The sequence below is a fragment of the Actinoplanes sp. SE50/110 genome (assembly GCF_900119315.1).
Classification (GTDB): domain Bacteria; phylum Actinomycetota; class Actinomycetes; order Mycobacteriales; family Micromonosporaceae; genus Actinoplanes.
The window spans coordinates 2,188,121-2,215,014 of sequence record NZ_LT827010.1 but is presented as its reverse complement, the minus strand read 5'-3'; the positions used below and the strand labels follow the sequence as shown (position 1 = coordinate 2,215,014).

At 71.6% G+C, this 26,894-nt stretch carries 26 protein-coding genes; 8 read left to right on the top strand and 18 right to left on the bottom strand.

Going from position 1 to position 26,894, the window contains the following annotated elements; all coding sequences use genetic code 11:
• Window positions 1–86: 86 nt before the first annotated feature.
• The 5 genes from ACSP50_RS09925 to ACSP50_RS09905 all read right to left on the bottom strand — a co-directional run bounded on the left by ACSP50_RS09925 (window position 87) and on the right by ACSP50_RS09905 (window position 8,174).
• The gene (locus tag ACSP50_RS09925; protein ID WP_099343725.1) at window positions 87–473 is read right to left on the bottom strand and encodes a hypothetical protein; all 387 of its coding nucleotides are present in this window, start codon (window positions 471–473) and stop codon (window positions 87–89) included.
• Window positions 474–858: 385 nt separating this feature from the next.
• Window positions 859–1,863: a nitronate monooxygenase family protein gene (locus ACSP50_RS09920; protein ID WP_014689039.1), complete on the bottom strand. Its 1,005-nt coding sequence runs from the start codon at window positions 1,861–1,863 to the stop codon at window positions 859–861.
• Window positions 1,864–1,959: 96 nt separating this feature from the next.
• Window positions 1,960–2,499 carry an RDD family protein gene (locus ACSP50_RS09915; RefSeq protein WP_014689038.1) on the bottom strand — a complete coding sequence of 180 codons (540 nt, stop codon included), beginning with the start codon at window positions 2,497–2,499 and terminating at the stop codon, window positions 1,960–1,962.
• 14 nt (window positions 2,500–2,513) lie between these two features.
• Window positions 2,514–2,918 (bottom strand): DUF2752 domain-containing protein, encoded by a 405-nt coding sequence (locus ACSP50_RS09910; RefSeq protein WP_014689037.1) that lies wholly within the window; start codon window positions 2,916–2,918, stop codon window positions 2,514–2,516.
• A 90-nt stretch (window positions 2,919–3,008) separates the two neighbouring features.
• The gene (locus ACSP50_RS09905; RefSeq protein WP_014689036.1) at window positions 3,009–8,174 is read right to left on the bottom strand and encodes a diguanylate cyclase; all 5,166 of its coding nucleotides are present in this window, start codon (window positions 8,172–8,174) and stop codon (window positions 3,009–3,011) included.
• Window positions 8,175–8,327: 153 nt separating this feature from the next.
• On the opposite strand from ACSP50_RS09905, the gene ACSP50_RS09900 reads away from it, so the two are divergent.
• Entirely contained in the window at window positions 8,328–9,131 is an 804-nt protein-coding gene (locus ACSP50_RS09900; RefSeq protein WP_014689035.1) for a M15 family metallopeptidase, read from the top strand.
• 244 nt (window positions 9,132–9,375) lie between these two features.
• Here the strand turns inward: ACSP50_RS09900 and ACSP50_RS09895 are convergent, their stop codons facing one another.
• The 4 genes from ACSP50_RS09895 to ACSP50_RS09880 all read right to left on the bottom strand — a co-directional run bounded on the left by ACSP50_RS09895 (window position 9,376) and on the right by ACSP50_RS09880 (window position 11,998).
• On the bottom strand, window positions 9,376–10,416 hold the full coding sequence (locus tag ACSP50_RS09895; RefSeq protein ID WP_043511114.1) for a hypothetical protein: 1,041 nt from the start codon (window positions 10,414–10,416) through the stop codon (window positions 9,376–9,378).
• A gap of 92 nt (window positions 10,417–10,508) precedes the next feature.
• Complete coding sequence (locus ACSP50_RS09890; RefSeq protein ID WP_014689033.1) at window positions 10,509–10,970, bottom strand: hypothetical protein; 462 nt, start codon at window positions 10,968–10,970, stop codon at window positions 10,509–10,511.
• Window positions 10,971–11,031: 61 nt separating this feature from the next.
• Window positions 11,032–11,637 carry a DUF998 domain-containing protein gene (locus tag ACSP50_RS09885; RefSeq protein ID WP_014689032.1) on the bottom strand — a complete coding sequence of 202 codons (606 nt, stop codon included), beginning with the start codon at window positions 11,635–11,637 and terminating at the stop codon, window positions 11,032–11,034.
• Window positions 11,638–11,653: 16 nt separating this feature from the next.
• Entirely contained in the window at window positions 11,654–11,998 is a 345-nt protein-coding gene (locus ACSP50_RS09880) for a TrmB family transcriptional regulator (protein ID WP_014689031.1), read from the bottom strand.
• 38 nt (window positions 11,999–12,036) lie between these two features.
• Between ACSP50_RS09880 and ACSP50_RS43335 the strand changes: the two genes are divergently transcribed.
• Window positions 12,037–12,189, top strand: a complete 153-nt coding sequence (locus ACSP50_RS43335; RefSeq protein WP_197688125.1) for a hypothetical protein — start codon at window positions 12,037–12,039, stop codon at window positions 12,187–12,189.
• 23 nt (window positions 12,190–12,212) lie between these two features.
• On the opposite strand, the gene ACSP50_RS43800 is transcribed toward ACSP50_RS43335, so the two are convergent.
• The gene (locus tag ACSP50_RS43800) at window positions 12,213–13,247 is read right to left on the bottom strand and encodes a hypothetical protein (RefSeq protein WP_231957100.1); all 1,035 of its coding nucleotides are present in this window, start codon (window positions 13,245–13,247) and stop codon (window positions 12,213–12,215) included.
• Between the two features lie 129 nt (window positions 13,248–13,376).
• On the opposite strand from ACSP50_RS43800, the gene ACSP50_RS09870 reads away from it, so the two are divergent.
• The 5 genes from ACSP50_RS09870 (at window position 13,377) to ACSP50_RS09850 (ending at window position 17,717) form a co-directional block, all read left to right on the top strand.
• Window positions 13,377–13,793 carry a PPOX class F420-dependent oxidoreductase gene (locus tag ACSP50_RS09870; RefSeq protein WP_014689028.1) on the top strand — a complete coding sequence of 139 codons (417 nt, stop codon included), beginning with the start codon at window positions 13,377–13,379 and terminating at the stop codon, window positions 13,791–13,793.
• Between the two features lie 133 nt (window positions 13,794–13,926).
• The gene (locus ACSP50_RS09865; RefSeq protein ID WP_014689027.1) at window positions 13,927–14,940 is read left to right on the top strand and encodes a cation diffusion facilitator family transporter; all 1,014 of its coding nucleotides are present in this window, start codon (window positions 13,927–13,929) and stop codon (window positions 14,938–14,940) included.
• 50 nt (window positions 14,941–14,990) lie between these two features.
• A complete protein-coding gene (locus ACSP50_RS09860; protein ID WP_014689026.1) occupies window positions 14,991–16,199 on the top strand; it encodes a hypothetical protein in 1,209 nt (402 codons plus the stop codon).
• A 102-nt stretch (window positions 16,200–16,301) separates the two neighbouring features.
• Window positions 16,302–17,072: a DUF2127 domain-containing protein gene (locus ACSP50_RS09855; RefSeq protein ID WP_043511109.1), complete on the top strand. Its 771-nt coding sequence runs from the start codon at window positions 16,302–16,304 to the stop codon at window positions 17,070–17,072.
• A gap of 81 nt (window positions 17,073–17,153) precedes the next feature.
• Window positions 17,154–17,717, top strand: a complete 564-nt coding sequence (locus ACSP50_RS09850; protein WP_014689024.1) for a hypothetical protein — start codon at window positions 17,154–17,156, stop codon at window positions 17,715–17,717.
• Here the strand turns inward: ACSP50_RS09850 and ACSP50_RS09845 are convergent.
• From ACSP50_RS09845 to ACSP50_RS09825, 5 genes are all read right to left on the bottom strand, one after another.
• A complete protein-coding gene (locus ACSP50_RS09845; RefSeq protein ID WP_014689023.1) occupies window positions 17,671–18,621 on the bottom strand; it encodes a TIGR00374 family protein in 951 nt (316 codons plus the stop codon). The genes ACSP50_RS09850 and ACSP50_RS09845 overlap by 47 nt on opposite strands.
• A 96-nt stretch (window positions 18,622–18,717) precedes the next feature.
• Window positions 18,718–20,097 (bottom strand): dihydrolipoyl dehydrogenase, encoded by a 1,380-nt coding sequence (gene lpdA / locus ACSP50_RS09840; RefSeq protein WP_043511108.1) that lies wholly within the window; start codon window positions 20,095–20,097, stop codon window positions 18,718–18,720.
• Between the two features lie 219 nt (window positions 20,098–20,316).
• Entirely contained in the window at window positions 20,317–21,123 is an 807-nt protein-coding gene (locus tag ACSP50_RS43330) for a hypothetical protein (protein WP_014689021.1), read from the bottom strand.
• A 70-nt stretch (window positions 21,124–21,193) separates the two neighbouring features.
• Window positions 21,194–22,291 carry a glycosyltransferase gene (locus ACSP50_RS09830; protein WP_014689020.1) on the bottom strand — a complete coding sequence of 366 codons (1,098 nt, stop codon included), beginning with the start codon at window positions 22,289–22,291 and terminating at the stop codon, window positions 21,194–21,196.
• Window positions 22,281–23,246, bottom strand: a complete 966-nt coding sequence (locus ACSP50_RS09825) for a glycosyltransferase family 2 protein (RefSeq protein ID WP_014689019.1) — start codon at window positions 23,244–23,246, stop codon at window positions 22,281–22,283. The genes ACSP50_RS09830 and ACSP50_RS09825 overlap by 11 nt, the downstream gene beginning before the upstream one ends.
• A 277-nt stretch (window positions 23,247–23,523) precedes the next feature.
• Here ACSP50_RS09825 and ACSP50_RS09820 point away from each other — a divergent pair, with 277 nt between their 5' ends.
• Window positions 23,524–24,681, top strand: a complete 1,158-nt coding sequence (locus ACSP50_RS09820; protein ID WP_014689018.1) for an LCP family protein — start codon at window positions 23,524–23,526, stop codon at window positions 24,679–24,681.
• 399 nt (window positions 24,682–25,080) lie between these two features.
• Here the strand turns inward: ACSP50_RS09820 and ACSP50_RS09815 are convergent, their stop codons facing one another.
• The 3 genes from ACSP50_RS09815 to ACSP50_RS09805 form a co-directional block, all read right to left on the bottom strand.
• A complete protein-coding gene (locus ACSP50_RS09815) occupies window positions 25,081–25,395 on the bottom strand; it encodes a SelT/SelW/SelH family protein (protein WP_014689017.1) in 315 nt (104 codons plus the stop codon).
• Window positions 25,396–25,643: 248 nt separating this feature from the next.
• Entirely contained in the window at window positions 25,644–26,171 is a 528-nt protein-coding gene (locus tag ACSP50_RS09810; protein ID WP_014689016.1) for a pyruvoyl-dependent arginine decarboxylase, read from the bottom strand.
• A 205-nt stretch (window positions 26,172–26,376) separates the two neighbouring features.
• Window positions 26,377–26,796 carry a MarR family winged helix-turn-helix transcriptional regulator gene (locus tag ACSP50_RS09805; RefSeq protein WP_014689015.1) on the bottom strand — a complete coding sequence of 140 codons (420 nt, stop codon included), beginning with the start codon at window positions 26,794–26,796 and terminating at the stop codon, window positions 26,377–26,379.
• Window positions 26,797–26,894 lie beyond the last annotated feature (98 nt).

Here is a 26,894-nt window from a genome sequence, read left to right as displayed (position 1 = left end):
GGCCGAGAGCGACCTCCGACGGAGCGGGCGACGGACATCCACCCCATGGCACTCCGCCACCCGCGCCGGTCGGCAGCCTCGGCCCGTCAGCGGACCAGAAGCGTGTAGTTGGGGGCGACGCCGGTGCGGCACCGATAGGTGACCCAGACGTGTTTCGCAACGCCGTCCGCACCGACCCGGTCGCACTCGACATCAGGCCGTGCGACCTGGTTGAACAGGGCAGTGTAGACCGCCGTCTCGGTGGCGGCCGCGGTGTAGCGCGGAGTGTAGGTGACGATCAGGTCGTCACCGGCGATCCCGGACCGGGTGCCGGCGACAGTCCAGACACCGGCTGTCTCGCCGGCGGCGCCGATGGTCGCGGCGCGGCCGAACGCATAAGTCCCGAGAACGTCTGTCGTCGGACACGGCGACGCCTGGGCGGCACCGGGGACGAGAACGGCCGGGATGAGGCCGGCGAGCACCATGCTACGCATTTCCGAATCCTTTTCACTAATCGCCGCGAGGGTCTCCCGCGGGCATCGAGAGGCCACCGGATGGTTCTTCATCCAGCCGGCCCGCATCAACCTTTGAATAGAACCTACACCGGAACCCCGTCCAGAAATCGCGCCGCGCAGAGAACAATATGTTAAGTATTAACGTCGGTTAATATCGAGGATTCCGTCGACCGCAACACGACAAATTCGCACAGCAGACAGATCAACAACCGCCGCGCCGCAGGAAAACAACAGTCGCAAGCAACAAACACACCTGCCGACAACCCGGCGTCGCGGTAGTGGGCAGGGGCGGCGACGAACGCGCGACGGTTCAGCCCCGCAGCGCATCGATCACGGCAGCGACAGGCGCCGGACGGGCAGCGCTTCAGCCCCGCAGCGCATCGATCACGGCGGCGACAGGCGCCGGACGGGCGGAGGCGTGGTTGACACCCGCCCACAGGTTGAGGGCGGAGGCGTCACCACGACGGGCGGCGGCGGCCCGGATCGGGGCGGTGAGGTGGTGGATCGCCGGGTAGCCGATCGGGGCGATCGACGAGTAGGTGTCGACGAAGCGGTTGCGCAGGGCTCGGGCCGGCTGCCCGGTGAAAGCCCGGGTCACCACCGTCTCGCGATGGTCGCCGGAGAGCATGGCGGCGCGCTGGGCGGGACGGGTCCCGGCCTCGTCGGACAGCACGAACGCGGTACCGCACTGGACGGCCGCCGCACCGGCGGCCAGCAACGCGGCGACGTCACCACCGCCGGCCGCGATCACCGGAATGTCGGCGGCGGTGCGGGCGACGGCCAGGACCTCGGCGAGGACGTCGCGCGTGGCGCGGGTGCCGGTGTAGGTGGCCGGGCTGAACGTCGACGCGTGGCCACCCGCCGACCCGCCCTGGGCGATCAGCGCGTCCGGCCCGGCGGCGACCGCCTGCCGGGCCTCCGCGCCGCTGGTCACGGTGATCAGGACGGCGCAGCCGGCGGACCGCAGGGCGGTGACGACGGCGGCCGGTGGGATGCCGAAGGTGAAGCTGACCAGTGGGATGCGATGGCTGACGGCCAGGTCGACTTTCGCCGCGAAGTGGTCGTCGTCGCTCAGCCGCAGCGGCGGGAGGTCGATCCCGTAGCGGTCGGCTTCCGGCTGTAGCGCGGCACGGTACCGCTCAAGGGGTGCCACGTCTGCGGGTGGGGACGACGGGACGAAGAGGTTCACCCCGTACGGCACATCGGCTTTTCGTACTTCCTGGACCTCGGCCTCGACCGCTTCCGGGGGCTTGTAGCCGGCGGCGAGGAAGCCGAGCGCGCCGGCGTGGCCGGCGGCGATGACGAGGCCCGGGGTGGAGGGTCCGCCCGCCATCGGGGCGACGACGATCGGCCGCAGCAGCTCGCGCATGCCGCCCAACCTACCGCGCCGGCCAGCCCGAAGGGGACGGGCGCGGAAGGAGACCGCCCCGCCGGTGCACGCACCGGCGGGGCCGTCACGATCGAGTTACTTGACCACGACCGTGCCGACGATCTTGTCGGCGATGGTCTGCTTCTTCTCGTCCCAGAGCGGGAACAGGAAGCCGACATAGCAGATGATGAAGTCCACGAAGTGCGCCACGCCGCGCAGGAACGCCTTGCCGGCACCGATGGGCTGGCCGGTGGCGGCGTCCACCAGGCGGATGCCGAGGGCCTTCTTGCCCCAGCTCTGGCCCTTGCCGTCCAGGAAGACCCGGTTGTAGAACGACACCACCACAGCGAGCAGCAGGATGATGAAGTACATCGGGCTGAAGTGCGTCTGCAGGGTCACCGGGTCGACCGTCGGCCGGAAGAACAGCGCGACGATGGCGAACGGCAGGATGACCAGCATATCGACGAGGTACGCGCCGACCCGCGCGCCCCAGCTGGCGTAGGTCACGGCCGGGCCGTATCCGGGCGCCGGCGCGCCGTAGGGCTGCTGACCGCCGTACGGCTGCTGCGGGATCGGCTGCCCGTAGGCCTGCTGCTGAGGCTGGCCGTAGGGGTCGTTGGGGGGAGGATAAGACATCGAGAATCCTTAATTCAGGCCCAGCTCACGCCGAGCCGGTGCAGTTGAAAGAGCCAGCTCGCTGCCGCCAGCAGTCCGGCCAGCCGTCCCATCCGTCGGCGCCCGGTGGGCGACCACGGTTGCGGTGCTTCCAGCACGCCCGCGGCGCGGAGCGCGACGAGCGGGCCGACGGCGACCGCGAGGGCCGCCAGACCGAAGATCACGGGGTTGGCCTGGAGGGCGGCCCCGACGTGCCCACGCACGAGGGCGACCGCCGCCGTGGTCAGGCCACAGCCCGGGCACGGGATCCCGGTGAGGGTCCGCATCGGGCAGGGCGCGCCGAGGCCGGTGCCGTCGGTGAAGGCGGGCCACACCGCGGCGGCCCCGGCGACGAGCACGCCGAAACCACCGATCCGCTCAGGAACGGAGAAGGCTCTCACCGGCACACACCTCGTGATCAAGGAACAGCGCACCGATGATAAGGGGGCCGTCGATACCTGGCGAGCCGGTTAAGCAGGCAATTTTCCGACTCAATCGGCCATTACGCGGTTGCGGCCGGCTTCCTTTGCCCGGTACAGGGCGTGATCGGCCCGAGCGAGAAGATCGTCCAGTGCGGTGTCGTCGTCACCCAGTCGAGTCAGCCCGATACTGATCGTGACCGGCAGGGGTCCGGCCTGGGTCGCCACCGGTTCGCCGCCGACCGCCATCCGGACCCGCTCGGCGAGTTCCATCGCCTCACCTTCGTGGTCGGGAAGGACGATCGCGAACTCCTCGCCGCCGTAGCGGCCGAGTACGTCGGAGTGCCGCAGCACGGCCCGGATGCGCCGGGCCACGGTGCGGATCACCTCGTCGCCGACGCCATGACCGTACGTGTCATTGACGCTCTTGAATTTGTCGATGTCCAGCATCGCGGCGGCCAGCGGCCGTCCGTTGCGGGCGGCGGCCTGCACCAGCGCTCCGGCGACGGCGTAGAAGTGCCGCCGGTTGTGCTGCCCGGTGAGCTCGTCGGTGGTGGCCAGTTCCTGCACCCGGCTGAACAGCCGCGCGTTGTCGTAGGCGGTCATCCCCTGGGTGGCCAGCGCGGCCGCGACCTGGCGGCTGGTGTCGTCCAGCGCGGCGCCGCCGAGCAGCACCGTCCCGGCGCGCCCGTCCCGGCCGTCGAGGGGCACGGCGAGCGCGACCGGGTCGCCGGCAAGCAGGCGTTCCCGCAGGCCGCCGGTGCCGGCCGGGTCGAGCAGGGCGGGTTCGGTGAGGCCGCCGACGAGCGCCACCTCGTCCGGAGTGAGCCGGCCGCCGGCGATCTCTGCGGGTTCCAGGACTTCGCCGTCCGGGCTGACCAGGCAGCTGGATCCGGCGCCGAGGGTGCTCTGCAGGGTGCCGCTGAGCCGGCGCAGCAGCCGGTCCGGTTCCAGGATCGAGGTCAGTTCGGCGAGGCTGGCACGCAGCGTTTCGGCGAGCGCCTGCTGCTGCTGCGCGGCCTGCACGGCCAGGTGCAGCTGGGCGGCCCGGGCGGTTTCCAGGGAGATCGCGACGTGGCTGCTGACCGCGGTGAGCACGTCGACGTCGTCGTCGGTGAAGATGCCGCGGGCGAGCCGGCTGTCCAGGTAGACGACGCCGATCAGCCGGCCTTTGAACTGCACCGGGGCGACCAGGATGCTGCGCAGGCCGTGCGCCACGGCACTGCGCGAGCCGAGGGCGGCGCCCTGTTCGGTGCCGGTGACCACGACCGCCTCGCCGGTCTCGGCGACCCGGCGGACCAGGGTGGCGCCGTATTCCATGGTGTCGGTGAGCTCGCCCGCGGCGTCCCGGCCGGCGAACCGGACCGGTTCCCCGGCCTCGTCGAGCAGGAAGAACAGTGCCCGTTCGGCGCCCAGGATGCGCAGCGTCTCGTCGAGCGCCACCTGGGCCAGCTGCTGCGGGTCGAGGACGGTGGCGGCCGCCGTGCTGACCTGCTGCAGGGCCTCCAGCCGCCGGTTGCGGCCGGTTGCCGGGCCACGCCGCTCGGCGACCGTACGGCGATGGGTGCTCGCCCCCTCGTCCACCCCGAACTCGGTGCGGGTCTGCCGCCGCCGCTGCTCCCAGCCGTAGAAGGTGGCCAGCGCCAGCGCGGAGCGGGCCTGCCGGTCGGCCTCGTGGTTCAACCCGAGGGCGCGCAGCGCCCGGGCCCGGATCTTGCAGATCTCGTAGTGGGCCATCGGCGCGTCCAGCGCCCGGGCGGTCTTCTCGGCCTCGTCGGCCAGTTTGAGCCCGCGTTCCTGGTCGCCGCTCATCTGCGCGAGCGACGCCTGGGACAGCCGGTAGGAGAGCTTGATCAGCGGTGAGCCGCCGGCCCGCCCGAGTTCCCGGATCGCGGTGACCGCCTCGGCGAGCCGGGCCGGCCGGTCCTCGTCACTGCTGTACCGCAGCCGGATCAGCCGGGCGTGCGCCGCGAACGCGAGGATCCACTTGTGCTGCACCATCAGATCCCGGGTGCGCAGACCGAGGCCGCGGAACTCGGCCATCACCTCGTCGAACGACTCGCCGATCTCACCCTGTTCGAGGAGCACGGCGGCGGCCGCCACGAGGATGTTGGCGTGCTGCACCCGGGTGCCGGTGCCGGGTGGGATGGCGTCGCGCAGCCGCTTCACGGCGGCCGCCGCCTCGCCGAACCGGCCCTGGTAGGCGGGGACCATCGCGCCCAGCATGGACAGCGACGTGCCGTAGGTGAGCGCCGGGTCGGCGACGCCGCGCAGCCCGCGCTCGTACTCGCGCTCGGCGTCCGCCGGGTAGCCGCGCAGCAGCAGCCGCAGCCCCTGCGAGGCGTACCCGGGCAGCAGCTGGGCCGGCTCGTACCAGCGGGCGTTGCGGGTGATCGCCTTCTCCCAGGTGCTGCCGTCGTCGTACCCGCCGAGCAGCATCGAGCAGCCGTTGATCCAATCCACGTACGCGATCAGCACCGGGTCGCCCAGATCGGTGGCGATCCGCATGGCCCGGCGCTGGCAGCGTTGCCCGGTGCTGCGGAGCCGGATCAGCGAACTGACGTAACCGACCAGGGCGTACACCCGGGCGTACTCCGGGCTGGGGCCGAGCCGGTTCACCGCGTACATGGCCCGCATCCCGAGGATGCCGGCTTCGCGCAGGCGCAGGCCGATGATGGCGGCATACCCTCCGGCGTCCAGGACAGCGGTCAGCGCGGCGAGCACTTCGCGCCGCTGGCCTTCGGCCCGACCGAAACCGATCTTGGTACGCCGGACGACGGCACCCGCGAACGCATAGGCCAGCGTCGACAGGATGAGCAGCAGCGGGTGCCGGGGCAGTGGCCGGCCCAGCTCGGTGAGCGCGTCCCGGGCCGCCTCGAGCGCCCGGGTGTCGTCCCAGATGGTGTGGGCGAGCTCGATCCGGGTCAGGTGCATCCGGGCCCGGGCCACCCGGTCCGGTTCGACCGCCAGCGCCCGGTCCAGGGTCGCCTCGGCCTGCGGGAACCGCCCGGCCCGCAGGTAGGCCTCGGCCAGCGAGTGCAGCATCGCCGCGGCCGGCGCAGGGTCGCCGTCGATCGCCTCGACCAGATAGCCGACCGCCTCCTCGGGCGCCTGGTCGGCGAGGGCGCGCAGGCCGGCGGCGGCCGCGGTGCGCCGTCGGTCGGCGATCGGCGCGGCGTCGCCGGCCCGCTGGTAGTGGCGGGCCACCGCGTACGCGTGCGCCTCGTCCCGCAGCTCCTCGGGAAGCCGTTCCAGGGCGGCGGCGGCCGCGGCGTGCCGCTGCCGCAGCTCGTCCGGGCCGAGCCGCTCCAGCAGGGTGTCACGCAGCTGCGGGTGGACGAACGCGTACCACCCGCCGGCCCGCACCTCGAGCACGTGCCGCTCCAGACCTGCCTCCAGCGCGGTCCTCTCGCCGTCGCCGGGCAGCCCCTCGGGCCGGAACCGGACGCCGGCCACCGCGGCCGTGGTGAGCACGTCGAGAACCGGCTCGGACAGCCCGGCCAGGCGGGCGGCAAGCAGGTCCCGGATCCCGGACGCGGACGGCAGCGCGTCCGCGCCGACGGTGTCCAGGTGCCAGGTGCCCCAGAGCGGGCCGAGCAGCCCGGCGTCGAGCAACCGCATCAGGTAGCTGACCACGGCGAGCGGGGTGCCGTCGGTGCGGACCGTGACGTGCCGGGCCAGCTCGGCGGGGACGGCGGCGCCGGGCAGCCGGGAGGCCACCACCTCGCCGACCACCGGCGGCGGCAGCGGGGTACAGGTCAGCTCCAGGGTGCCGGGCACGCCGAGGTCGGCGGCGCCGTCCCCGGTGTCGGTCATCAGCACCAGCAGGGGCAGGCTGGGCAGGTCCGGGGCGAGCGCGGCGAGCAACTGGCGGGTCGCGTTGTCCAGCAGGTGCGCGTCGTCGATCACCAGGAGCATGCCGTCGGCGCGCCGGGCCAGGTCGCCGAGGAAGGCCGCGCCGGCCGCGAAGACGTGTTCGTCACCGGCGGCCGGCTGGCCGCTCACGTCGAGCAGCCCGAGATCGCCGAAGATCTTGATGACCTGGGCGACGCCGGCCGCGGCGGCCGCCTCGGCGATGTTCTTCTCGGCCGCCGCCCGCGGCTCGTCGGCCAGCCGCTGGACCCGCGCCATCGACGCCTGCACCGCCTCGCGCAACACGGCGAGCGGGGCCGGTTCGTCCGGCCGGCAGGTGCCCCACAGCACCGGCATCGCGCTGACGCTCGCCAGTCCGGCGGCGTGCTCGGCCAACCGGGTCCGCCCGGAGCCGGCCGCGCCGTGGATCAGCACCACCCCACCCAGCCCGGCCCGGGCCCGTTCCCAGCGGCGGGCCAGCCGGTCGGCTTCGGCGTCGCGCCCGCACATCGGCCATCGACTCGCCGCGGGCTCCTCGGCCGACGCGCCGCCCGGGCAGTGCCGCAGGGCGCTGAGCAGGCCGGCCGCGTCCGGGTAGCGGTCGTCCGGGTCCTTGGCGAGCAGCCGGTGCACGACCGCGGCCAACGCCGGGTCGACGTCGGGCCGTTTCTCCCGCACGTCCGGGACCGGCGCCGCCAGGTGCAGACGCAGCAGCTCCCCCACGTCGTCGGCCTCGAACGGCAGCCGTCCGGTCAGGCACTCGAACAGCACCACGCCCAGCGAGTAGAGGTCGGACCGCCCGTCCACCGGCCGGCGCAGCATCCCGGACTGCTCCGGCGAGGTGTAGAGGAAGGTCCCGACCGCCTGGTCGGAGTCCGCATCGGTGTCCCGGCCGAGCTGCGCCAGACCGAAGTCGATCAGCTTGGCCCGGCCGTCCCCGGCGATCATGATGTTGTCCGGTTTGATGTCCCGGTGCACCAGGCCCACCCGGTGCGCGGCGGCCAGCCCGCGGGTCAGCTGCGCGGCCAGCTCGACGCACCGCTCCTGGCTGAGGATGCCGTAGACGAGCAGGTCGGAAAGCGCCCCACCGGACAGATGTTCCAGCACCAGCCCGGGTACGCCGTCGATCTCCCCGACCGCGTGCACCCCCACCACGCCCGGGTCGTCGATGCAGGCCAGCAGCGCCGCCTCGCGCTGGAACGCGGTGCGCAGCTCGGGCAGCTCCCCGGCATCCGCGAGGGGCCGCTTCAGCGCGTAGTCGTGCTCCCCGCGCCGCACGTGATGCACCATGGTGAATGCGCCACGACCCAGCTCCTCGACTATCTCGAGGCCGGACAGCTCAGCGGTCTGCGGCCCGCTGGGGCGCACCTGGGGGGTATCCGTCACCGAAAGCACTCATTCCGTATCTGTCTGCACTCCTGCTCATCGACCGCTCGCCGCCGAATCTGAACGTTCCCGGCCACCGGTTGTCGAACCTTTTGATGGACGTACGGGCCATCCGCGCCCGCCGTGCCTCGTCCATGCCGCAACGTCCTGTTCGTGCTCACCCGACTGCTCGCCGCGCTCCTGACGCTCCCGGCCGCCGCCTCCACCGGTTCGGCCGTCGCCGCGCCCGCCGGCCCACCCCGCACAGCGGTGACCCATCCGGCGGCGCACATCGTCCGCCCCGGCGACACCCTGCCCGCGATCGCCGCCCGCTACGGCCTCAAGGCGCGGCAACTGCAGCGATGGAACGACCTGCCGGCGGATTTCGTACCGCACCCGGACAGCGCCCTGCGCCTGTCCGCCTCCTACCGGCCCCGCCCGCCCTGGCACACCCGGGTCGAACCGGTCACCACCCCCACCGCCCCGAACTGCCCCGTCCCCGCCACCGCCCTGCGCCGCGTCTGGGTCACCTACGAGGACTTCAACGGCGACCCGCACGACGGCAGCCTGATCGTCAACGAGTCGATCGTGCCCGCCACCCAGAACGCCTTCGCCCTCCTGTACGCCTGGCACTTCCCGATCATGGCCATGGAGCCGCTCGCGGAGAACATGCCCGACCTGACCGACCGCGCCGCCCTGACCAGCGGCTACGAATGCCGCAACATCGCCGGCACCACCCGGTGGTCGCAGCACGCCTACGGCTTGGCCATCGACGTCAACCCCCGCCAGAACCCGATGATCCGCGGCGACTACCTGGACCCGCCGAACAGCGCCCCCTGGATCCCCCGAGGCCCCTACCTCCCCGGAATGATCCACCCCGGCGGCGCCGAACTGGCCTTCACGAGCAGCGGCTTCCACTGGGGCGGCCGCTGGCACTCCCTGAAGGACTACATGCACTTCAGTCCCAACAACCACTGACCACCTGGCCATCCGCGGAACAACTCCGGTCCCGGGCCGTCGCCGGGACCTCAGCGTGAAGGCCCGGCGACGGCCTTCACGCCCTGCCCCCTCATCGGGTAGCGCAGCGGCTGGAAGCGCCGGAGAGCATGGCGACCGTTGCCCGACTCCTCGTCCCGCGACCGGAACGGCTCGGAATCCGCGGCGCCGGCGGCGACGGCACCAGACCGGTCAGCGGGTCATGGCGCTCCCGCCGAGCCCGTTCTCAGGACTGGGTGATCTCGATCGGGGCGGTGTCGTTCGCCGGATCGCCCTCCGCCTGGCTGATGTGCGCGGTGACGGTGCCCGGGCCGGACACGGTACCGGTGACCTTCAGCGTGCCGCTCCACAGCTCCGACCAGCCCACGGGATACCCGTCCAGGTCGATGACGCCGAGACCACACTCGTACCGCGCGAATCCCGCCGCGCCGGCACGACTCCGGTCGACAGCGCCGTCGACGAACGGGGCGCATCGGGAATCGATCGACTCGACCTCGGTACCGGACGGCGCGGCGAAGTCGACCCAGACCGGCTCCCCGTTGGACGCGGCTCGCCCGCTGGTCGGGTCGATGAACGCCGGGCCGTCGTTGCGGACTCCGAACGCGATCGGGACCGACTCACCGCCGGTTGCGCTCACCTGCGTACCGACCGCCACGATGTCCGTGGGGTTCGGACCGGTGCGGAACGTGATGGTGCCGGCGTTGTTCCGGTCGTCCGCGGGTTTCGCACCCGGTCCTGCGACCAGCACCAGTGAGGGTCCGTCACCCTGCCGGGTGTCCCACGGCGGCTGGTCGTCCTCGCTGCTCATGGCGTGGACCGAGTACAGCACCCGGGCGTTCTCGAGTTCCGGGGTGTCCGGGGCGACCCGGTACGCCAGCGGTGTCTCCGGACTGAGCGCGTATCGATCGCCGGGCGCGACGACGACGCCCGGAAACCGGCAGGTGGTGCTGTAGGCGCCGTACCAACAGTTGTCATGCCGGGTCACGAAGCTGTCGGCGCCGGCCATGATGCTGATCGAAACGCCGTGTGCGGTGGTGCCCTCCTCACCCGCCCGGGCCACGTTGTCCACGATCACCGGGAGGTCGATCGTGCTGCCCGCCTGCACCACGTCGGTGAGCTGGGTGGACTCGGCGCGCAGGTCCGGAGAGGCCGACGCCAGCGCGGCGTGCGGTGTGACGGCAACGGCGAGGGTGACACCCACGGCACCCGCCGCCCAGGTCTTCAGAGAACCGGCGGCACGCCGTCCACGGTGTTCGGTCGAGATCATGCGCCGCATGATAGCCGCGACGCGCTGGGGCGATAGCGGGATGCGTCAATGCCGTCAGCGTTCGGCAGAGAGATGTCGCAGTGCGATCGCGGTCAGTACTCGTTCTTGATGACGAAGTAGGAGCCGCGGATGGTGCCGGCCAGCTTGGACTTCTGGCGGGCGAACTTGAACGCGCCGAGTTCCTCCGGGATGTCCATGCCGTCGGAGAGTTTGAAGCCGACGGCACGCTTGCCGCCCTCGTCGACGGTGTACATCACGTTGATCGACAGGCCGCTCCGGTAGAAGACGTACGCCATCTTGATGTTCTCGACCTGGAACCGGGTGGCTTCCAGGGGCGGGGAGGCGATCACGATGCCGCGCTCCGCTTTCAGGATGTGGCTGACCCAGTCGACGGTCGCCGTGGCTTCGGTCGCCGGCTCGACCGTGAAGACGTGGTCGTACTTGTTCTTGAAGTAGCGGGCCTCATTGGCGCGCAGGCCGGCGAGCGCGTCGGCGACCGGTGACGATTCCAGGCCGGTGGTCGAGACGGTGGTGAAGTCAACGGCGTAGCTCATGGTGGGATCCCCTGCCGAACGACGATGCCGGACCTCCGACTGTAACGGCTCACCCGGCCGGCTATCGGTGGAAGGTGAGGAACAGGGCGACGACCAGGAACCACAGGTTGGTGGTGGCCAGATAGATCCGTTCGGCCAGGCCGAAGAACGGGCGCAGGGCCGGGGCCAGCATGGTGATCACGACCGCGGCCAGGCCGAAGGCGGCCAGCCAGCGCAGGGTGAGCAGCAGCAGCCCGACCGTGTCGCTGGTGAAGCTGGTCAGCGGGGTGGTCAGCTGGGCCACCGAGAGGTAGACGAAGGTGAACGAGAGGATCGCCAGGATCAGGTGGATGCGGCCGGTCCAGGTGGTCCGGGTGCTGTCCATGCCGGCCGGGAAGAAGGCCAGGGCCAGCCGGGTGATCGGGATCAGCAGCAGGATGACGTAGTCGCTGTGGGTGAAGCCGAGCAGGCCGAGCTCGTCGGCGAGGGCGCCGGTCATGGCCAGGATGCCGAGGCTGTTGGCGATCACCGCGATCCGGAACCGGCCGGCGGTGGGCCCGACACCGTAGTCGCTGACCGCGTCGCGCAGCGGGTGGTGCCGGGTGTCCCGCACGTGCAGCGCGACCAGGATCGCGAAGTAGGTGAGCAGCAGGATGACGGCGATGAGGGCCAGCAGGTTCGCGGACAACGGGGGCAGCCTCGAATCAGTAGTGCTCGCTACGACGAGAGCCGATCTTAAGTGCCAGCAGTTGTTCCGCGGCGGCCCGGACGGCGGCGATCTGCGCGGCGTGCGCGGCGGCCAGCCGGTTCAACAGGTCCTGCGGGTCGACGGCGGTGAATCGAATCGGCGGGCCGGGCGCCTGCTCGGCGGCGCCCCGGGCGACCAGGCGGCGCAGCGTCTCGTACACCTTGGGTTGCGGAACGCCGGTGAGTTTCGCGACCGCGTACCCGGTCAGCGGACCGGCGCCGAGCAGGCCGGCGTAGCAGCGCGCCTCGTACGGCGAGAAGCCCAGCTCCCGCAGATGTGCCACCAGGCGCTGGGTCGGCATCCCTCCACAATAGGCAGCCGATGCGGCAGGCATGGCGGATGACCGCTTCCGGATCAGCCGGCGCCGTCTGTTCGTCACCACCGGAGCCGGGGTTGTCCACCCTCGACGTGCGGGCGATCCTGCCCGGGCACGGCGAGCCGCTGCCGGCCGGGGCGAAGGAGATCCTGCAGAAACCGGCGGCGTCGATCTGACGCCGCCGTTCCCTCACGGTCCGCTATCGCTGATGCTGAACCTTGCGGACGGCGGTCCGCGTGATCGTCTCCAGTTCGTGCTGGTCCGGCGGCTCCAGGTTGGCCAGCAGCACGGTGACCACCACGCCGCGCACGGAGACCGCGATCATCTTGCCGTGCACGGTCACCCGCGGGCTGGTCATGTCTACCTCGAAGTGCACGCCCGCCGACCGGTTGCCGAGCTTCGGCACGCTGAGCGGCATCGTCACCATGTGCAGCGCGTCCGGCGTGCCCGGCTTGCCCTCGTCGTAGGAGGGACACCGGCGCGGCGCCTGCGCCACCTGGCCGACGATGTCGCGGGCGGCGCGGTCCCCGGCCGGGTTGATCACCTCGATCAGGACCGGCCCGGCGTCGCCTTTCATGAACGCGGCCCGGACCGTGGGGTCCGCCGGTTTCGCGGGCGGGTTGTCGGCGGGCGGCGGGACCGTCGGCTTCTGCGGCGGCGCGACCGGCTGCTGCGGCGGCGCGACCGGCTGCTGCGCGGGTGTCGCGGTCTGGCCGGGCGGCGGGCTGATCGGGTTGACCGGCGGCGGCGCGACGGCGGCCCGCGGGCCGGGATGCGCCGGCATGCCGGCGCCGGGGCCGACCGGCGGCTTGGTGCCGGTGGGCGGGGTGTCGGCGGGCTTGGTGTCGCCGGGCTTGGTGTCGGCAGGCTTGGTGCCGCAGTCGCCGACCTTGGAGCCGGTGTCGCTGAACGCCTTGAGCGCGTCCGGCACCGGCTGATACCCCTCCGGCAGGTCTTTCCCGGTGAGCAGGGCCTTCTTCAGCCAGCCGGGCACCGGTCCGGCGGGTGACCCGGACGGCAGCAGCCGGGCGCCGGCCACCCCCGCGGGTAGCAGCGTGGTGCCGGTGACCAGGGAGGGCGCCGCCGCGTCGGTCATCAGCTGGGCCAGCGCGGTGTTCTTCACCGGCGTCCAGACGGAGGCGGCGGAGGCCGGTGCGGCGACGGCGAGTCCCATCCCGGCGCTGACCGAGAAGGCGAGTGCCATTTTGAGCGATTTATGCCGAATCATCTGCATTTCCTCACCCTAGCCGCGGCTCCTCCGGACCACCGTGACCTTCGCGGGATTTCGCCGGGAGGGTCGGACCGGGCGGGCGCCCGGCGTCAGCATCCGCACTCGCGAGCGCCCGGTCGCTATGGTCCGAGGATGAGCGCTCTGCCGAAGGAACTCCGCGATCTGATCGAATCCGGACCCATCGCCCATCTGAGCACCACCAACGCGAACGGCAGCCCCCAGGTGTCCGCCATCTGGATCGGGCTGGACGGCGACGACGTCGTCAGCGGCCACCTCGGCTGGCGGACCAAGCTGCGCAACATCGAGCGGGACCCGCGGGTCGTGCTCTCCTTCGACGCCCCGCGCCGGCCCGGCGTCTTCCTGGCCGAGCATGCGGTGCTGCGCTGCCACGCCACGCTCGAACACACCGGCCGGGCATGGGACCTGCTGGATCGGCTGGCCAAGGTCTACCTCGGGCCGGAGCAGACGTTCCCGGCACCACGCGCCGAGGGGTGGATCGCCCGTTACCGGGTCGACCGGGTCGGCGGCGTCGGCCCCTGGACCGCCTGACCGCTTCCGGTCCGCCGGCGTTCCGGCCGCTTCCGATCGGCCGGTACGTCGGTCAGCTCCGCCCGGGGCCGCCATCGTACCGGCGTGGGCGGCGTAGGCTCGTCGACTGCAAGCGGGAGAAGAGGCCCTGGGTATGGACCACGCACACGAGCACGAGCACGAGCACCATGATCACGGCCATGACCATGACCACGGCGGGCACAGTCACGGGGTCGCCGCCGACGCCGACCGGCGCTGGCTGAGCCTCGCCCTCGGCCTGATCGGCGCGTTCATGATCGGCGAGGTGGTGGCCGGTCTCATCGCCCACTCGCTCGCCCTGCTCTCCGACGCCGCCCACATGCTCACCGACGCCGGCGCGATCGTGCTCGCCCTGGTCGCGATGCGGCTGGCGGCCCGCCCGCCGCGAGGCGGCTACACCTTCGGCCTCAAACGCGCCGAGATCCTGTCCGCCCAGGCCAACGGCCTGACCATGCTGATCCTCGCGGTCTGGCTCGGCGTCGAGTCGATCCGCCGCCTGATCGAAGCGCCCCCGGTCGCCGGCCGCCTGGTCCTGATCACCGCGCTGGTCGGGATCGTGGTCAACCTGGGCGCCGCCTGGGCGATGAGCCGGGCCAACCGGTCCAGCCTCAACGTCGAAGGCGCCTTCCAGCACGTCCTCAACGACCTGTTCGCCTTCATCGCCACCGCGATCGCCGGCGTGATCATGGTGACCACCGGTTTCACCCGGGCCGACCCGATCGCCACCCTGATCGTCGTGGTGCTGATGGTCAAGGCCGGGGTGGGCCTGATCCGCGAATCCGGCCGGATCTTCCTGGAGGCCGCGCCCACCGGCATCGACCCGCCCGCCCTCGGCGCCCGCCTGGCCGGCGTCCCCGGCGTCGTCGAACTCCACGACCTGCACGTCTGGCAGATCACCTCCGGCCAGCCGGCGCTCTCCGCGCACGTGCTGGTCGCCGAAGGCCTGGACTGCCACGCCGTCCGCTCCGATATCGAGAGCCTGCTCCGCCGCGACTACAAGATCACCCACAGCACGCTGCAGGTCGACCACGCCGACACCGACCCCACCCGGTCCACCGGCTACGAGGTCGACCTCGCCGACCCGGGCGGGCACTGCGTCGACTCGCACGGCGAGTCGTACCGGGTGTAGCCGCCGGCCGCTACCGTGGACGACCCCGCGCCGAGAAGTGAAGGAACCCGATGGCCGACCCGTTGAATCCGACCCTGATGACCCGGATGCGCGCCACCCTCGGCCGGGAACGCGACGCGTCCCTGCTGGAGGCGTTGCGCACCGCGGGCCGGGTGGCCTACGACGAGCTGATGGCCGCGGAGAAGGTTCGCGAGCAGCTCGGCGCCGACGGGACCTCGGTGTGGAACGCCCCGGTCGCGATCGGCAGCCAGCTGCTGGCCGCATGGAACGGCTTCGTTCTGCAGACCCTCGGCGAAACCTTCCTCGACGCCGACTACGCCGCCAACCCGGGCACGGTCGGCTACGTGCCGCCGGTCACCTACGAGCAGACCGCGCGCTGGTTCAGCGCCGTCGAGGGTTGGGTGTCCCGGGCCCGGCAGGCCCGCGTCAACCCGGACTACGACATCAGCGCCGAGCTGGGCCTGCCCGCCGGACTGCCGATGTGGGCCGAGGTCGAACCGTGCCCGCCGGAACACCTCAGCGCGTTACTGGCCGCCGTCCCCCCGGTCCGCGAACACGTCGACGTCGCCCTGTTCGCCCTGGAGAAGGCCGGCGTCCCGGACAACCGCCGCAAAGCCTTCAACCGGCTCAAGCAGCTCGTCGCCGAAGCCGCCGCGGCCGCCGACTACGCGGTCGGCCTGCGCACCACCCAGCACAACCCCGCCCTGCACGAGCTGATCGAGAACAACCTCAAGCAGGCCCTGGAACTCTGGTTCCACGCCGGCCAGCTGGCCGCCATGCCCGGCCTCCTCGACAGCTACCGCGCGCTGCGCCCCATCGCCCGCCCCGACCCGGCCACCCTCCCCGGCGGCGCCCGCTTCGACCCGTGGTGCCTCACCGACCGCGTCACCCTCCCCCGCTGGCAGCGCGACCACCGGGCGATCCAGGCCATCAGCGAACTCTGGGAATACGACCCGGACCCGGCCGCGACCCTCGCCGTCAAAGCCGACATCGACGCCGCCCTCGCCGCCGGCGACATCACCCCGCTGCGCACCCCCGGCGGCGGCACCTGCTACTACGAATGCCCGTGGTCCGCCCTGTACGTGGTCCGCCGCCCGGTCCGGATCGCCGGTCGCCGCCTGCAGGTCCTGCAGCAGTTCACGATGGAGGCGGCGGCCGACGACATGCCCCGCGGCCTGCCCTTCCGCCGGGGCATCCTGATCGGCCCGTTCTTCCCGACGAACGAGGTCGAATACTGCGACCCCGACGGCCGGCACTGACCCCGGGTGACGCCTTCTTCGGCCTGCTCCCGGACGGTCGAGGAGCAGTACCGGCCGCCGCGGGTCGTGGGGGGGGTGACCCGATGTTGTATCAACTGAGCTGTGGATGTGAACCTGTGGGTCTGCGGTCGCCGTGGACATCTGACGTATGCGCCGGTCGAGGAGGAGTTCCGGGCCCGGCTGCACGCGGAGACGGCGCTCGGCCCGGTGTGGCGGTGTCTGCGCTGCGGGGATTTCGTGCTGGGTGAGCCGCGGCTGTCGGGTCCGGCCGCTGACGCGCCGCTCGTGCCGCGGGGGCGGGCGCTGCGGGATGCGATCGTGTTGCGGCTGCTGGCGGTGGAGCGGTTCGTCAAGGGGATCCTGGTTCTCGCCGCCGGCTGGGGGGTGATCCAGTTCCGGGGCAGCCGGGACGCCGTGCAGCGGGCGTTCCACGAGGATGTTCCGCTGCTCAAGCCGTTCACCGACAAGATCGGCTGGGATCTGCAGCATTCGGCGGTCGTGGACACCATCCGGCGGGTTGTCGAGGCCCGGTCGGACACGCTGTTGTGGGCCGGGATCGCGCTGATCGGGTACGGGGTGTTGCAGCTCGCCGAGGGCACCGGCCTGTGGCTGCTGAAGCGCTGGGGCGAGTATTTCGCGCTGGTGGCCACGTCGCTGGGGCTGCCGATCGAGATCTACGAGCTGACCGAGCGGTTCACCTGGTTCCGGATCGCCACCCTGGTGATCAATGTGGCGGCGGTGGTCTACCTGCTGGTGTCGAAGCGGCTGTTCGGTCTGCGGGGCGGGCACCGGGCCTACGAGGCGGAGCGCCACGAGATGAGCCTGATGGAGGTGGCGGACGCGGCCGGGGACCCGATCCGGGTCGGCGGCTGAGCCCACCACCATGCGGCGACCGGCCACCGCCATGCCTTCGCGTGATTGACTCGTGTCAAATCGCGCTGGTAGGCACGGAGTGTGACCTTTCTGTGGTCGTACACCGAGGCGCTGGCCGGTGGGGATGTGGGCTGGTGGCGCGCGGCGACCCGGCATGCCGCGGATCTGCTGGAGGCGGATCACTGGTGGCTGGATCCGCCGGCGCTGGTGCCGGTGCAGCACCTGCTGGTGGAGACGACCGCGTTGCTGTCCTATGCGCTGGCCCGCAGCGTGGACGGCGATCCGGGGGCGGTGACCGGGGCGCAGCTGGGCGGATGGGCGGCGGCGCGGCCGTTGCCGCTGCTGGACGAGACGGTGCCGGATTCGCTGGAGGGGTCGTTGTCGCTGCTGCAGTGGAGCCGGATCTTCGAGGAGCAGCGGCTGCGCCAGCAGAACGACTTCGCCCGGCTGCTGGTGGCGGCCGGGCACCGGCTGCCGGCGACCGGCGATCCGGTCGCGGACCTCTGGCAGGACCTGGTGGACCGGGAGAATTCGGGCCGGCGGTACGGGTTGGCCGGTCGCCTGCCCGGCCCGGCCCTGGCGCTCGGTCTGGGCGCCGTCAGGCAGCAGTTCGTGAGTGCCGGCGGAGCAGCAGGTGGGCGGTGAGCCCGGCGGGCAGGATCAGCCAGAAGGAGATCAGGCGGTAGATGAGCACCGCCACGGCGGCGGCCGCCTGGGTGGTCCCGGCCGCGATCAGCCCGGCCAGCATGCTGGTCTCGATCAGTCCGATACCGCCCGGGGTGAGCGGGATCTGCCGGACGATCTGCACGGTCAGGTAGATCAGCGCCAGCCGGTCCCATCCGATCCCGGCGTGCGCCGCGTCGGCGGCCAGCAGCAGGCATCCCATATCGAGCAGCCAGTTCACCAGCCCGGCCAGCAGCACGGCGATCCAGGTACGCGGTTCGACGGTGCGCGCGTCCCGCAGCGCCCGGCGGACGGCCGGCCGGCGCAGCAACGGGAGGGCGGTCAGCCGCCGGGACAGGGCCGGGCGGCGGCGGATCCACGGGACGGCGGCGGCCGCGGCGAGCAGGGCCGCGGTCAGCGGCACCGACCAGGTCGCGGCGCAGAGCAGGCCCAGCGACAGCGCCGTGACCACGCTGGAGATCAGGGTGGCGGCGGCGGAGACGGCCGAGGTCGCGCCGTGCCGGCGGTAGATCTGGAAGGCGTAGGCGGCGGACGCCGCGGCGCCGGCGGGCAGCGCCATGCTGAGAGCACTGCGGACGTACGTCATGGCCACCGCGCGCCGCGGCGGGACGTGCACGGCGAAGGCGGCGAGCAGGCGGCGCTGCTGTTCGGCGTAGGCGAGCTGGGACAGCAGGCCGGCGGCGAGCGCGGACACCGCCCACCGCCGATCGGCGCCGCGGAGCGCCCCGAGGATCGACACCGGGTCCGGCAGCCGGGTGCGCAGCATCGCCACGGCGAGCAGGGCGACCGGTGCGAGCAGCGAGTATCGGGCCCATCGCCGCCACGCCCGGTGCGGGCCGGGCGTGGCGGGAGCGGTCGACGTCACCCGTTCAGCGTTCCGGATCGGATCGCCGCCGTCGTCCTCCCCGGGGAGGCCTAGGGGATACTGCGACGGCGGTAGGGGAACGCCGGCGACTCGGGGTCAGAGGTTGATCATGTGCCCGGCCAGGCCGTGGACCGCCTCCTTGACCGCCTCGCCGAGGGTCGGGTGGGCGTGCACGTTGCGGGCCACCTCGGTCACCGTCAGGTCCCACTGCTGGGCCAGGGTCAGCTCGGGCAGCAACTCGGTCACGTCCGGTCCGATCAGATGCGCGCCGAGCAGCTCGCCGTACGCCGCGTCGCTGATGATCTTGACGAAGCCGGCGGCATCACCGAGCCCGTGCGCCTTGCCGTTCGCGGTGAACGGGAACTTCGCGACCTTGACGTCGAAGCCCTGCTCGCGGGCCTGCGCCTCGGTCCATCCGAAGCTCGCGACCTGCGGCTGGCAGTACGTGGCGCGCGGAATCATCCGGTAGTCCAGCGCCATCGTCTCGGCGCCGGCGATCGTCTCGGCGGCCACGATCCCCATCGACTCGGCGGTGTGCGCGAGCATCAGCTTGGCGGTCACGTCGCCGATGGCGTAGATGCCGGGCACATTCGTACGGCAATAGTCGTCGATCTCGACCGCGCCGCGGTCCGAAACCCGGACGCCGGTCGTCTCCAGGCCGTAGCCCCGGGTGTTGGGTTGGAAACCGATCGCCTGGAGCACCCTGTCGGCCTCCAGAATCTCGGTCCGGCCGTCCTTGGAAACGGTGACCCGAACCGATGCGGCGGTCTCCTCGATGCTGTCGACCCGGGTGCCGACCCGCACGTCGACGCCGAGCCGGCGATAGTGCCGGAGCAGTTCCTTGGAGACGTCCTCGTCCTCCAGCGGGAGCATCCTGTCGAGAAATTCCACGATCGTCACGTCAACCCCATAATTGCGGAGTACGTACGCGAACTCGACCCCGATCGCGCCGGCACCGACGATGACGATGCGTTCCGGCAGCTCCGCGTCGAGGATCTGCTCCTCGTAGGTGACGACCCGATCGGTGACGGTCGTGCCCGGGATCAGTCGCGTGCTCGCGCCGGTCGCCAGAATGCAGTTGTCGAAGGTGATCGTGCGGTCACCGGCCCGCAGGGTGTGCGCGTCGACGAATTCGCCGCGGCCCTGGATCTCGGTGATCCCGTTCTTCTTCATCAGGTAGTGCACGCCCTTGACCCGGCCGTCGGCCACGTCCCGGCTCCGGCGGTGCGCCACCCCGAAATCGAAGGTCACTTTTCCGTCGATGCCGAACGTGTCCGCCTGGTGCTGGAAGATGTGCGCCAATTCGGCATTGCGCAGCAGCGCCTTCGACGGGATGCAGCCCACGTTGAGGCAGACGCCACCCCAGTATTTCTCCTCGACGATGGCGGTGGAGAGCCCGAGCTGGGCGCCGCGGACCGCCGCGACGTAGCCACCCGGCCCGGCACCCAGCACGACAAGATCGAAATGTTCACCCATGAGCGAACAGTAATCGTTGCAGAGAGCTCCCGGGGCCGGGCCGAGCTCGCGGCCCGTCACCGGCTACCCGCCGGCGGGTGTGTCGCTTCGCGACTGTCCTTCGAGGGAGGTGCCGACCTCTATGGACAGAGGCGTCCATTCGCCGATCGAATCACTGGAATCGGTCGAATCGACAGGGTAGGCCGCTCCTACCGGAGAGCTTCCCGCGCGCCCGGCCGGTCAATTCCTGTGGAGGAGCCAGATCACGCCGGAGAGCACCAGGCAGCCGGACACGATCTTGATGGCCAGTTCGCCGTGGGGCTCGTGCCGCTTCTTGCCGAAGCCGGCCAGAGCCAGGCCGATGATCGCCGTGAACGGGGCGCCGAGGACCACGGCGAGACCGCCGAAGACGTACGACACAATGGTGTAGACCTGGGACGGCGCCGGGCCGGGACCCGGGTAGGCGGCATAGGGCGGGCCGTACTGCGGCTGGCCGGGCGGGCCGTAAGCGGCCGGCTGGCCCGGACCGGCGGGCTGACCGTAAGCAACCGGCTGGCCCGGACCGGCGGGCTGACCGTAAGCAACCGGCTGGCCCAAACCGGCGGGCTGACCGTAAGCAACCGGCTGGCCTAAACCGGCGGGCTGACCGTAAGCAGCGGGCTGGCCGGGCGGGGCGTAACCGGTGGGCTGGCCCGGCGGGGCGTACGGCGGCGTGGCCGGCGGCGTGGCCGGCGGCGAATACGCCGGCGGAGCGTAGCCCGGCGCGCCGGAGGTGGGGCCGCTGTAGGCGGCGGGCGGGGTGGCGGCGAAGGGGTCGCCGGTGGTGGGGCCGGTGTACGGGTCGACCGGGACGCCGTAGGGCGAGGTGGGCATGGCGCGGGTCGCCGGGTACCGCGGATCGGTCAGGCTCCCGCCGAGCGCGGTGGTGGGCGGGGCGGCCAGCGGGTCGGGGAACATGCCGGCGGCGGGATCCGGGGTGGGCCGGCCGCAGCCCGGGCAGGGGCCGGCCGTGGGCGCCGCGGTGGAACCACAGTTGGTGCAGATCATGGATACCCCTCCGGGTGCTCGCGGCGGCGCCGTCGAGCTCCCGGAACGGGAACCGGTCAGCGGTGGCTGGTCAGCCTAGCGCCTCGTCGTAGAGCCGCTCCAGACCGCGCGTCTGCTCGGTCAGGTCGAAATGCGCGGTCACGTGCTTGCGGCCCTGCTCGCCCAGGCGCTGCCGAAGCTCCTCGTCGGCGAGCAGCCGGCGCAGCGACGCGGCCAGCGCGGCCGGGTCCCCCTCGGGGCTGAGCAGGCCGGTCTCACCGTCGACGACCGCCTCCGGGATGCCGCTGTGCCGGGTGGCGACCACCGGCAGGCCGAGCGCCGCCGCCTCCAGGATCGTGGTGGGCAGACCCTCGGTGTCGCCGTCCGGTGCGGTCTTCGACGGGCAGGCGAGCAGCCGGGACTCCAGCAGGTGACGGCGCACCTCGTCGGGCGGCAGACTGCCGGCGAACGTGACGTCGACGCGCGACTCCCGCGCCCGGTCCCGCATCGCCGGGAGCAGCTCGCCGTCGCCGATCAGCAGCACCCGGGGGCGCGGCTCGTCCAGCATGGACAGTGCGGTGAGCAGGTCGTCGACGCCCTTCTTGGCGACGAACCGGCCGATGAACACGACGTCCCACCGCTTCGGCAGCGGCTCGACGGTCGCCGGCACCGCGATGCCGGTGTAGTGCACCCTGACCTTGGCGGGGTCGGCGCCCCAGCGGATCGCCTGCTGACGGATCACCTCGGAGACCGCGATCACCGTGGTGGCCCGCTGGAAGACGCTGTGCAGGTTGCGGCGGTACCGCACGCCTTTCGCACCGGGGCTGGACGGCTGACGGGTGACGTCGTGCCCGTGCGCGGTCACCACGAGCGGCACCCCGAGCTCCCGGGCGGTGTGGCTGACCAGCCAGCCGTCGCCGCTGAAGTGGGCGTGCACGAGATCGGGTCGTACGCCGGCAAGGGTGTCGCGCAGTTGCGGTGAGGTGCCGGTGAGCCGCAGCCGCAGGAAGCCCTTGCCGCCCGGAAAGGCGATCACGTCGTCGGGGCGGGAGAGCACCGACTCCATCCGGGTGGCCCCGACGTAGGTGGGCCGCCAGCGGGTCAGCGCGTCGCCCTGGTTGCGGATGAAGGTCTCCGACCCGGGCAGCATCGCGCTGCGCCAGATCGCGACCCGGCGCTCAGTTGCCATCGGTGGCGACCGGCTGCTCCGGCGCCTTGCGGCCGACGACGAGGTCACGCAGGCGGTGGCGCATGCTCGGCGGGAGGGCCCAGATCTGCATGTGGGTAAGGTAGTCGACCGCGCCGGGCCGGCCGTGGCCGCGGGCCTCGGCGAGCAGCTCGCGGAACAGCTTGGCGTTGCGGGTCGGCGCGGCCATCGAGCTGAGCACGCTGAGCGTGAAAGCGGCGTACGCCCGGGGGGTGAACAGCTCGCGGTTGGCGCGCAGCCAGTCGAGCTGCTCCTGCCACGGGTTCTCCAGGCTGATCCGCTCGCGGTTCTCGTCCTGGTGCCAGAGGACCAGCGGCTCGGCGGCGTAGACCAGCTCGGTGCCCGGCTCGCGCAGCGCCCGCAGGGTCCAATCCAGCTCCTGCTGGCGGCGCAGGCCGACGGTGAACGGCACCTTCAGCCAGAGCTCGGTGGGGGCCATGATGCAGGAGGTCTGCACGAAACCGTCGCCGTAGAACAGGCCGCGGCGGACCACCAGATACTCGCTGATCGGCTCGCCCGGCTCGGGCAGCCGGCGGGGCATCACGTTGTCGGCGCGCGGGGTGCGGCTGATCATCCGGCAGGCGATCACCGGACGCTCGCTGGTGGCGGCCGTGGCGAGCGCCAGCTGCCGCTCGATCTTGGCGGGCAGCCACTCGTCGTCGTCGTCGAGCATCGCCGTCCAGCGGCCGCGGGCGTTGCGGGCGCCGGTGTTGCGCGCGTTCGGGGCCTTGCCACGCTCGGGCAGAACGATCACCCTGAGACGGGAGTCGCCGATCTCGTCGAGGGCCGCCACGGTCGCCTCGTCCGGGCCGTCGACGACGACGATCACTTCGAGGTTCTGATGGGTCTGGCCGAGCGCGCTGCGGACCGCGCGAACGGCTAGCTCGGGCCGGTTACACGTCGGAATGACGACACTGACATCCGGCTCTGAAGACATGGCGACTCGCTAACGGCGGGGATGGTACGGCCCGTACCGTAGGGTCTCGGGCGGCGCAATGGATAACAGCAGGAAGATAGTCGGTGGGGAACGGGGTAGCAACAACCGTCGCCACAGCGTCACCCAGCGTCACCTTCATCAAAACGTAATCAGGCGCACAGGAAAATTCCATCTCGCGAAGGCAATCTTTCGCCCTGCGGCGCCCGTCTTCAAGGGTGGAACTGCCGTCCTAGATTTCATGGGGCGGAACGACCGCCCGGAGACTAGGAGACCCCTCTTGAGCAAGACCAGCAAACGTCGCAGACGTGCACCCCGCTGGGCCTTCTGGACCGTGGTCTTCGGCACCGTGCTGCTCGTCGGCGGCGGTGGCGGGGCGATCGGCCTCAAGGCGACCGTGGCCGCCGCGACGTCCTCGATCGACCAGACCACCCTGATCGGCTCGGCCGCCCCCGCCGAGGAGAAGGCCAAGGTCTCCCTCGACGGGCCGAAGAACCTGCTCCTCGTCGGCATCGACCAGCGGCCCGACCAGACCAACGGCGAGCCGCTGCGCTCCGACTCGATCATCCTGCTGCACATCAACAAAGACCACACCAGTGGTTACATGATCTCCCTCCCCCGCGACAGCTACGTCAACATCCCGGCGTACGACAACGGCGCGCAGAAGTGGGGCGGCGGCCGGACGAAGATCAACGCCGCGTTCGCCTTCGGCACCCGCGGGCTCAAGGGCGACGACGCGCTCAAGCACGGCTTCGAGCTGCTGACCATGACGGTGAAGGAGCTCACCGGGATCACGCCGGACGCCGGCGCGATCATCGACTTCCAGGGCTTCCGCGACGTGGTCAACGTGCTCGGCCGGGTCTGCATGTACGTGGACACCACCACCAAGTCGATCCACCTGGGCAAGGACGCCAAGGGCAACACCGCGCACCCGTACGCGATCAACCCCAACGGCACGCTGAACCACAAGATCGCCGGAGTCACGCCGAACATCTACAAAAAGGGCAACCAGTGCTTCTCGCCCTCCCAGGCACTCGACTTCGTCCGCCAGCGTGACCTGCTCGAGGACAACTCCGGGGACTACGGGCGCCAGCGGCATCAGCAGCAGTTCTTCCGGGCGATCATCAACCAGGCGATGAAGGACGGGCTCGACTCGCCGACCAAGCTGCCGAAGCTGCTGGGCGCCTTCGGTAAGGCGATGACCGTCGACACCCGCGGCGTCGACCTGGCCGACTGGGCGCTGTCGATGCGCAGCCTCAAGCCGGACAAGCTGATCACCATCAAGAGCAACGAGGGCAAACTGAACTCGCAGACCATCCCGGGCGTCGGCAGTGCCGAGATCCTCTCCCCGGACACGATGGACCTGCTCAAGTCCCTCAAGCGCGACGACGTGGCCACGTTCCTGCTCGGCCACCCGAAGTTCGTCGCCACCAGCTGACCGCAGCCCTTTCCGCACGGCGCCCGCACCCCCTCGGGGGACCGCGGGCGCCGTCGTTTTCAGCCACCCGGCGGCCCGGCCCCCACTCACGTGCGCCCACCCCGGGCACCCCGGCCCACCGCGGCCCGCGGCCCACCCGGCAGCCCCGAGCCACCACAGCCGGCGGCCCACCCAGCGACCTCAACCCACCACAGCCCGCGGCCCACCCAGCGGCCTCGCGCCAATCGTCCGCGGCGCTTCAAGCGATGGCGAGTCACCCACCGCGCGGGATCCATCCATAGATCCTGGGCGATCAGCCGATCGCGACTGAACCGGCGATCGGCGGCACACGCAGCGCTCAGCGCATCGGATCGACGTGCGGCACTATACCGATTTATCCGCTCTTCGCGGGTGATGTCCTCATGCGGTGGCCGGCGGTTCGGGGGTCACCGTGGCGGCGCGGTCGGAGTGGCCGAGGTCGCGGCCCGGAGCCACCCGGTCACGGACCAGGCGCTTGAGTTGCGGCAGGTCGGGGAAGCCGTCGGGTTTGCGGCTCCAGAGCGTTTCGTCGTCGAGGCGTACCTCGAAGACTCCGCCGATGCCGGGCACCAGGGCGACCTCGCCGAGGTCGCGAGGAAACGTGGTGAGCAGCTCCTGCGCCAGCCATGCGGCGCGGAGCAGCCAGCGGCATTGGGTGCAGTATTCGATCTCGAGGCGCGGCGTCCGGTTCGTCACAACACGCGAGTATGCCGGGAGACAACCGGCGCCCACCCGCGGAGCAACCGGTGCGACCCCGAATCGGGCCGACGCCGCAAGGGCGGACCCCAAGCGGGCCGACGCCGCAGCGCGCGGACCCCAAGCGGGCCGACGCCGCAGCGCGCGGACCCCAAGCGGGCCGACGCCGCAGAGCGCGGACCCGAAGCCGACCGAACGACGCGTAGGCCGGCCCGAGGTGGGGCCGGCCTACGCGGTGGGGCGGTGGGTCAGTTCATGCCGGGGGGCTGGGTGGCGGTCATGCCCCGCCAGGAGGCGGTCTCGTACGGCGCGAGGACGAGGGCGCAGACCGGGTCGCCGGTGCAGACGGCGCCGTGGACGACGAAGTCGGGGCCGTCGAACTCGTCCTCGTGACCCTTCACCAGGTCGCCGAGGCTGGCCTTGATCTGTTCGCGGACGAAGGCCTCGCTGGTGCCCTCGTGTTCGACGAACAGGCCGCCGCGGCCGTCGCGGCGCTGGACCCAGCCGATGCCGGCCCAGGCTTCCTCGCCGATCTGGGTGGCGTGCTGCTCGGCGTACACGCAATAGAGCTTGTCGCCCCAGGCGCCGACCGGGACCGGGGCCTTGCCGGATGCGTCGACCGTGGTGGACGGCGGGATGACGCTGGACAGGCGGACCAGGTTGTAGAAACCGCACTCCATGGTCACCAGCGCGTCGTGGAACGCGGCCAGCGAGGTGGTGCCCCGCCCGATGGCGCGAACGACGGGGATCTGGTCGTAGACGACGGAGTCAGCCATGGGTCTCCCTCTGCGGAAAGCACGGAAAGATAATGAGAAATCGCCCGAAGGCGCGAGTGCGTGACAGCTCGACACGGGGCGCCGAGACACCCCGCCATGCACACCGCGACCGGCCCAGTCAGGGCGAACCGGCGTGCTCACTTAGTGTGCCGACTACGCCACGCTCCGCAGATCCCCCGCAGAGACCGTGAGAAATGACCGACCGTTACCTAAAGTCGCGGCGGCTCACGTGTTCCAGCCAGCGTTCGATGACCGCCACCTCGGCCTCGTCGAAGCCCGCGGTGAGCTGCTGGTTCAGGTCGTCGACCAGGTCGCGGGCCCGGGTGACGGACTCCCGGCCGCGAGGCGTCAGGGTGAGCCGTACGGCGCGGGCGTCCGCCGGGTCCGGGGAGCGGCTCACGCACCCACTGCGTTCCAGGCGGTTGACCAGGCCGCTCATCCCGGACGGGGAGGCGCCGAGGGCCGCGGTCACGTCGCCGATCAGGGCGTTCTCGTGGCCGGCCAGGTAGAAGAGCACGCCGGCGCCGGACGCGCCGATGCCGGTGTCGGCAGAGCGGGCGTCGATCCAGCGCCGGACCGCGCGGTCGGCGTTGAAGAGCAGGAAGATCAGGCGAGGCAGGCGCACGCGGTCATCTTGTCAACATCAAGCGAGCCGGCCGTACGCGGTGCACAAGCCCACGCCCCACAAGCCCACCCCCCACAACCCCACGCCCACAAGCCCGA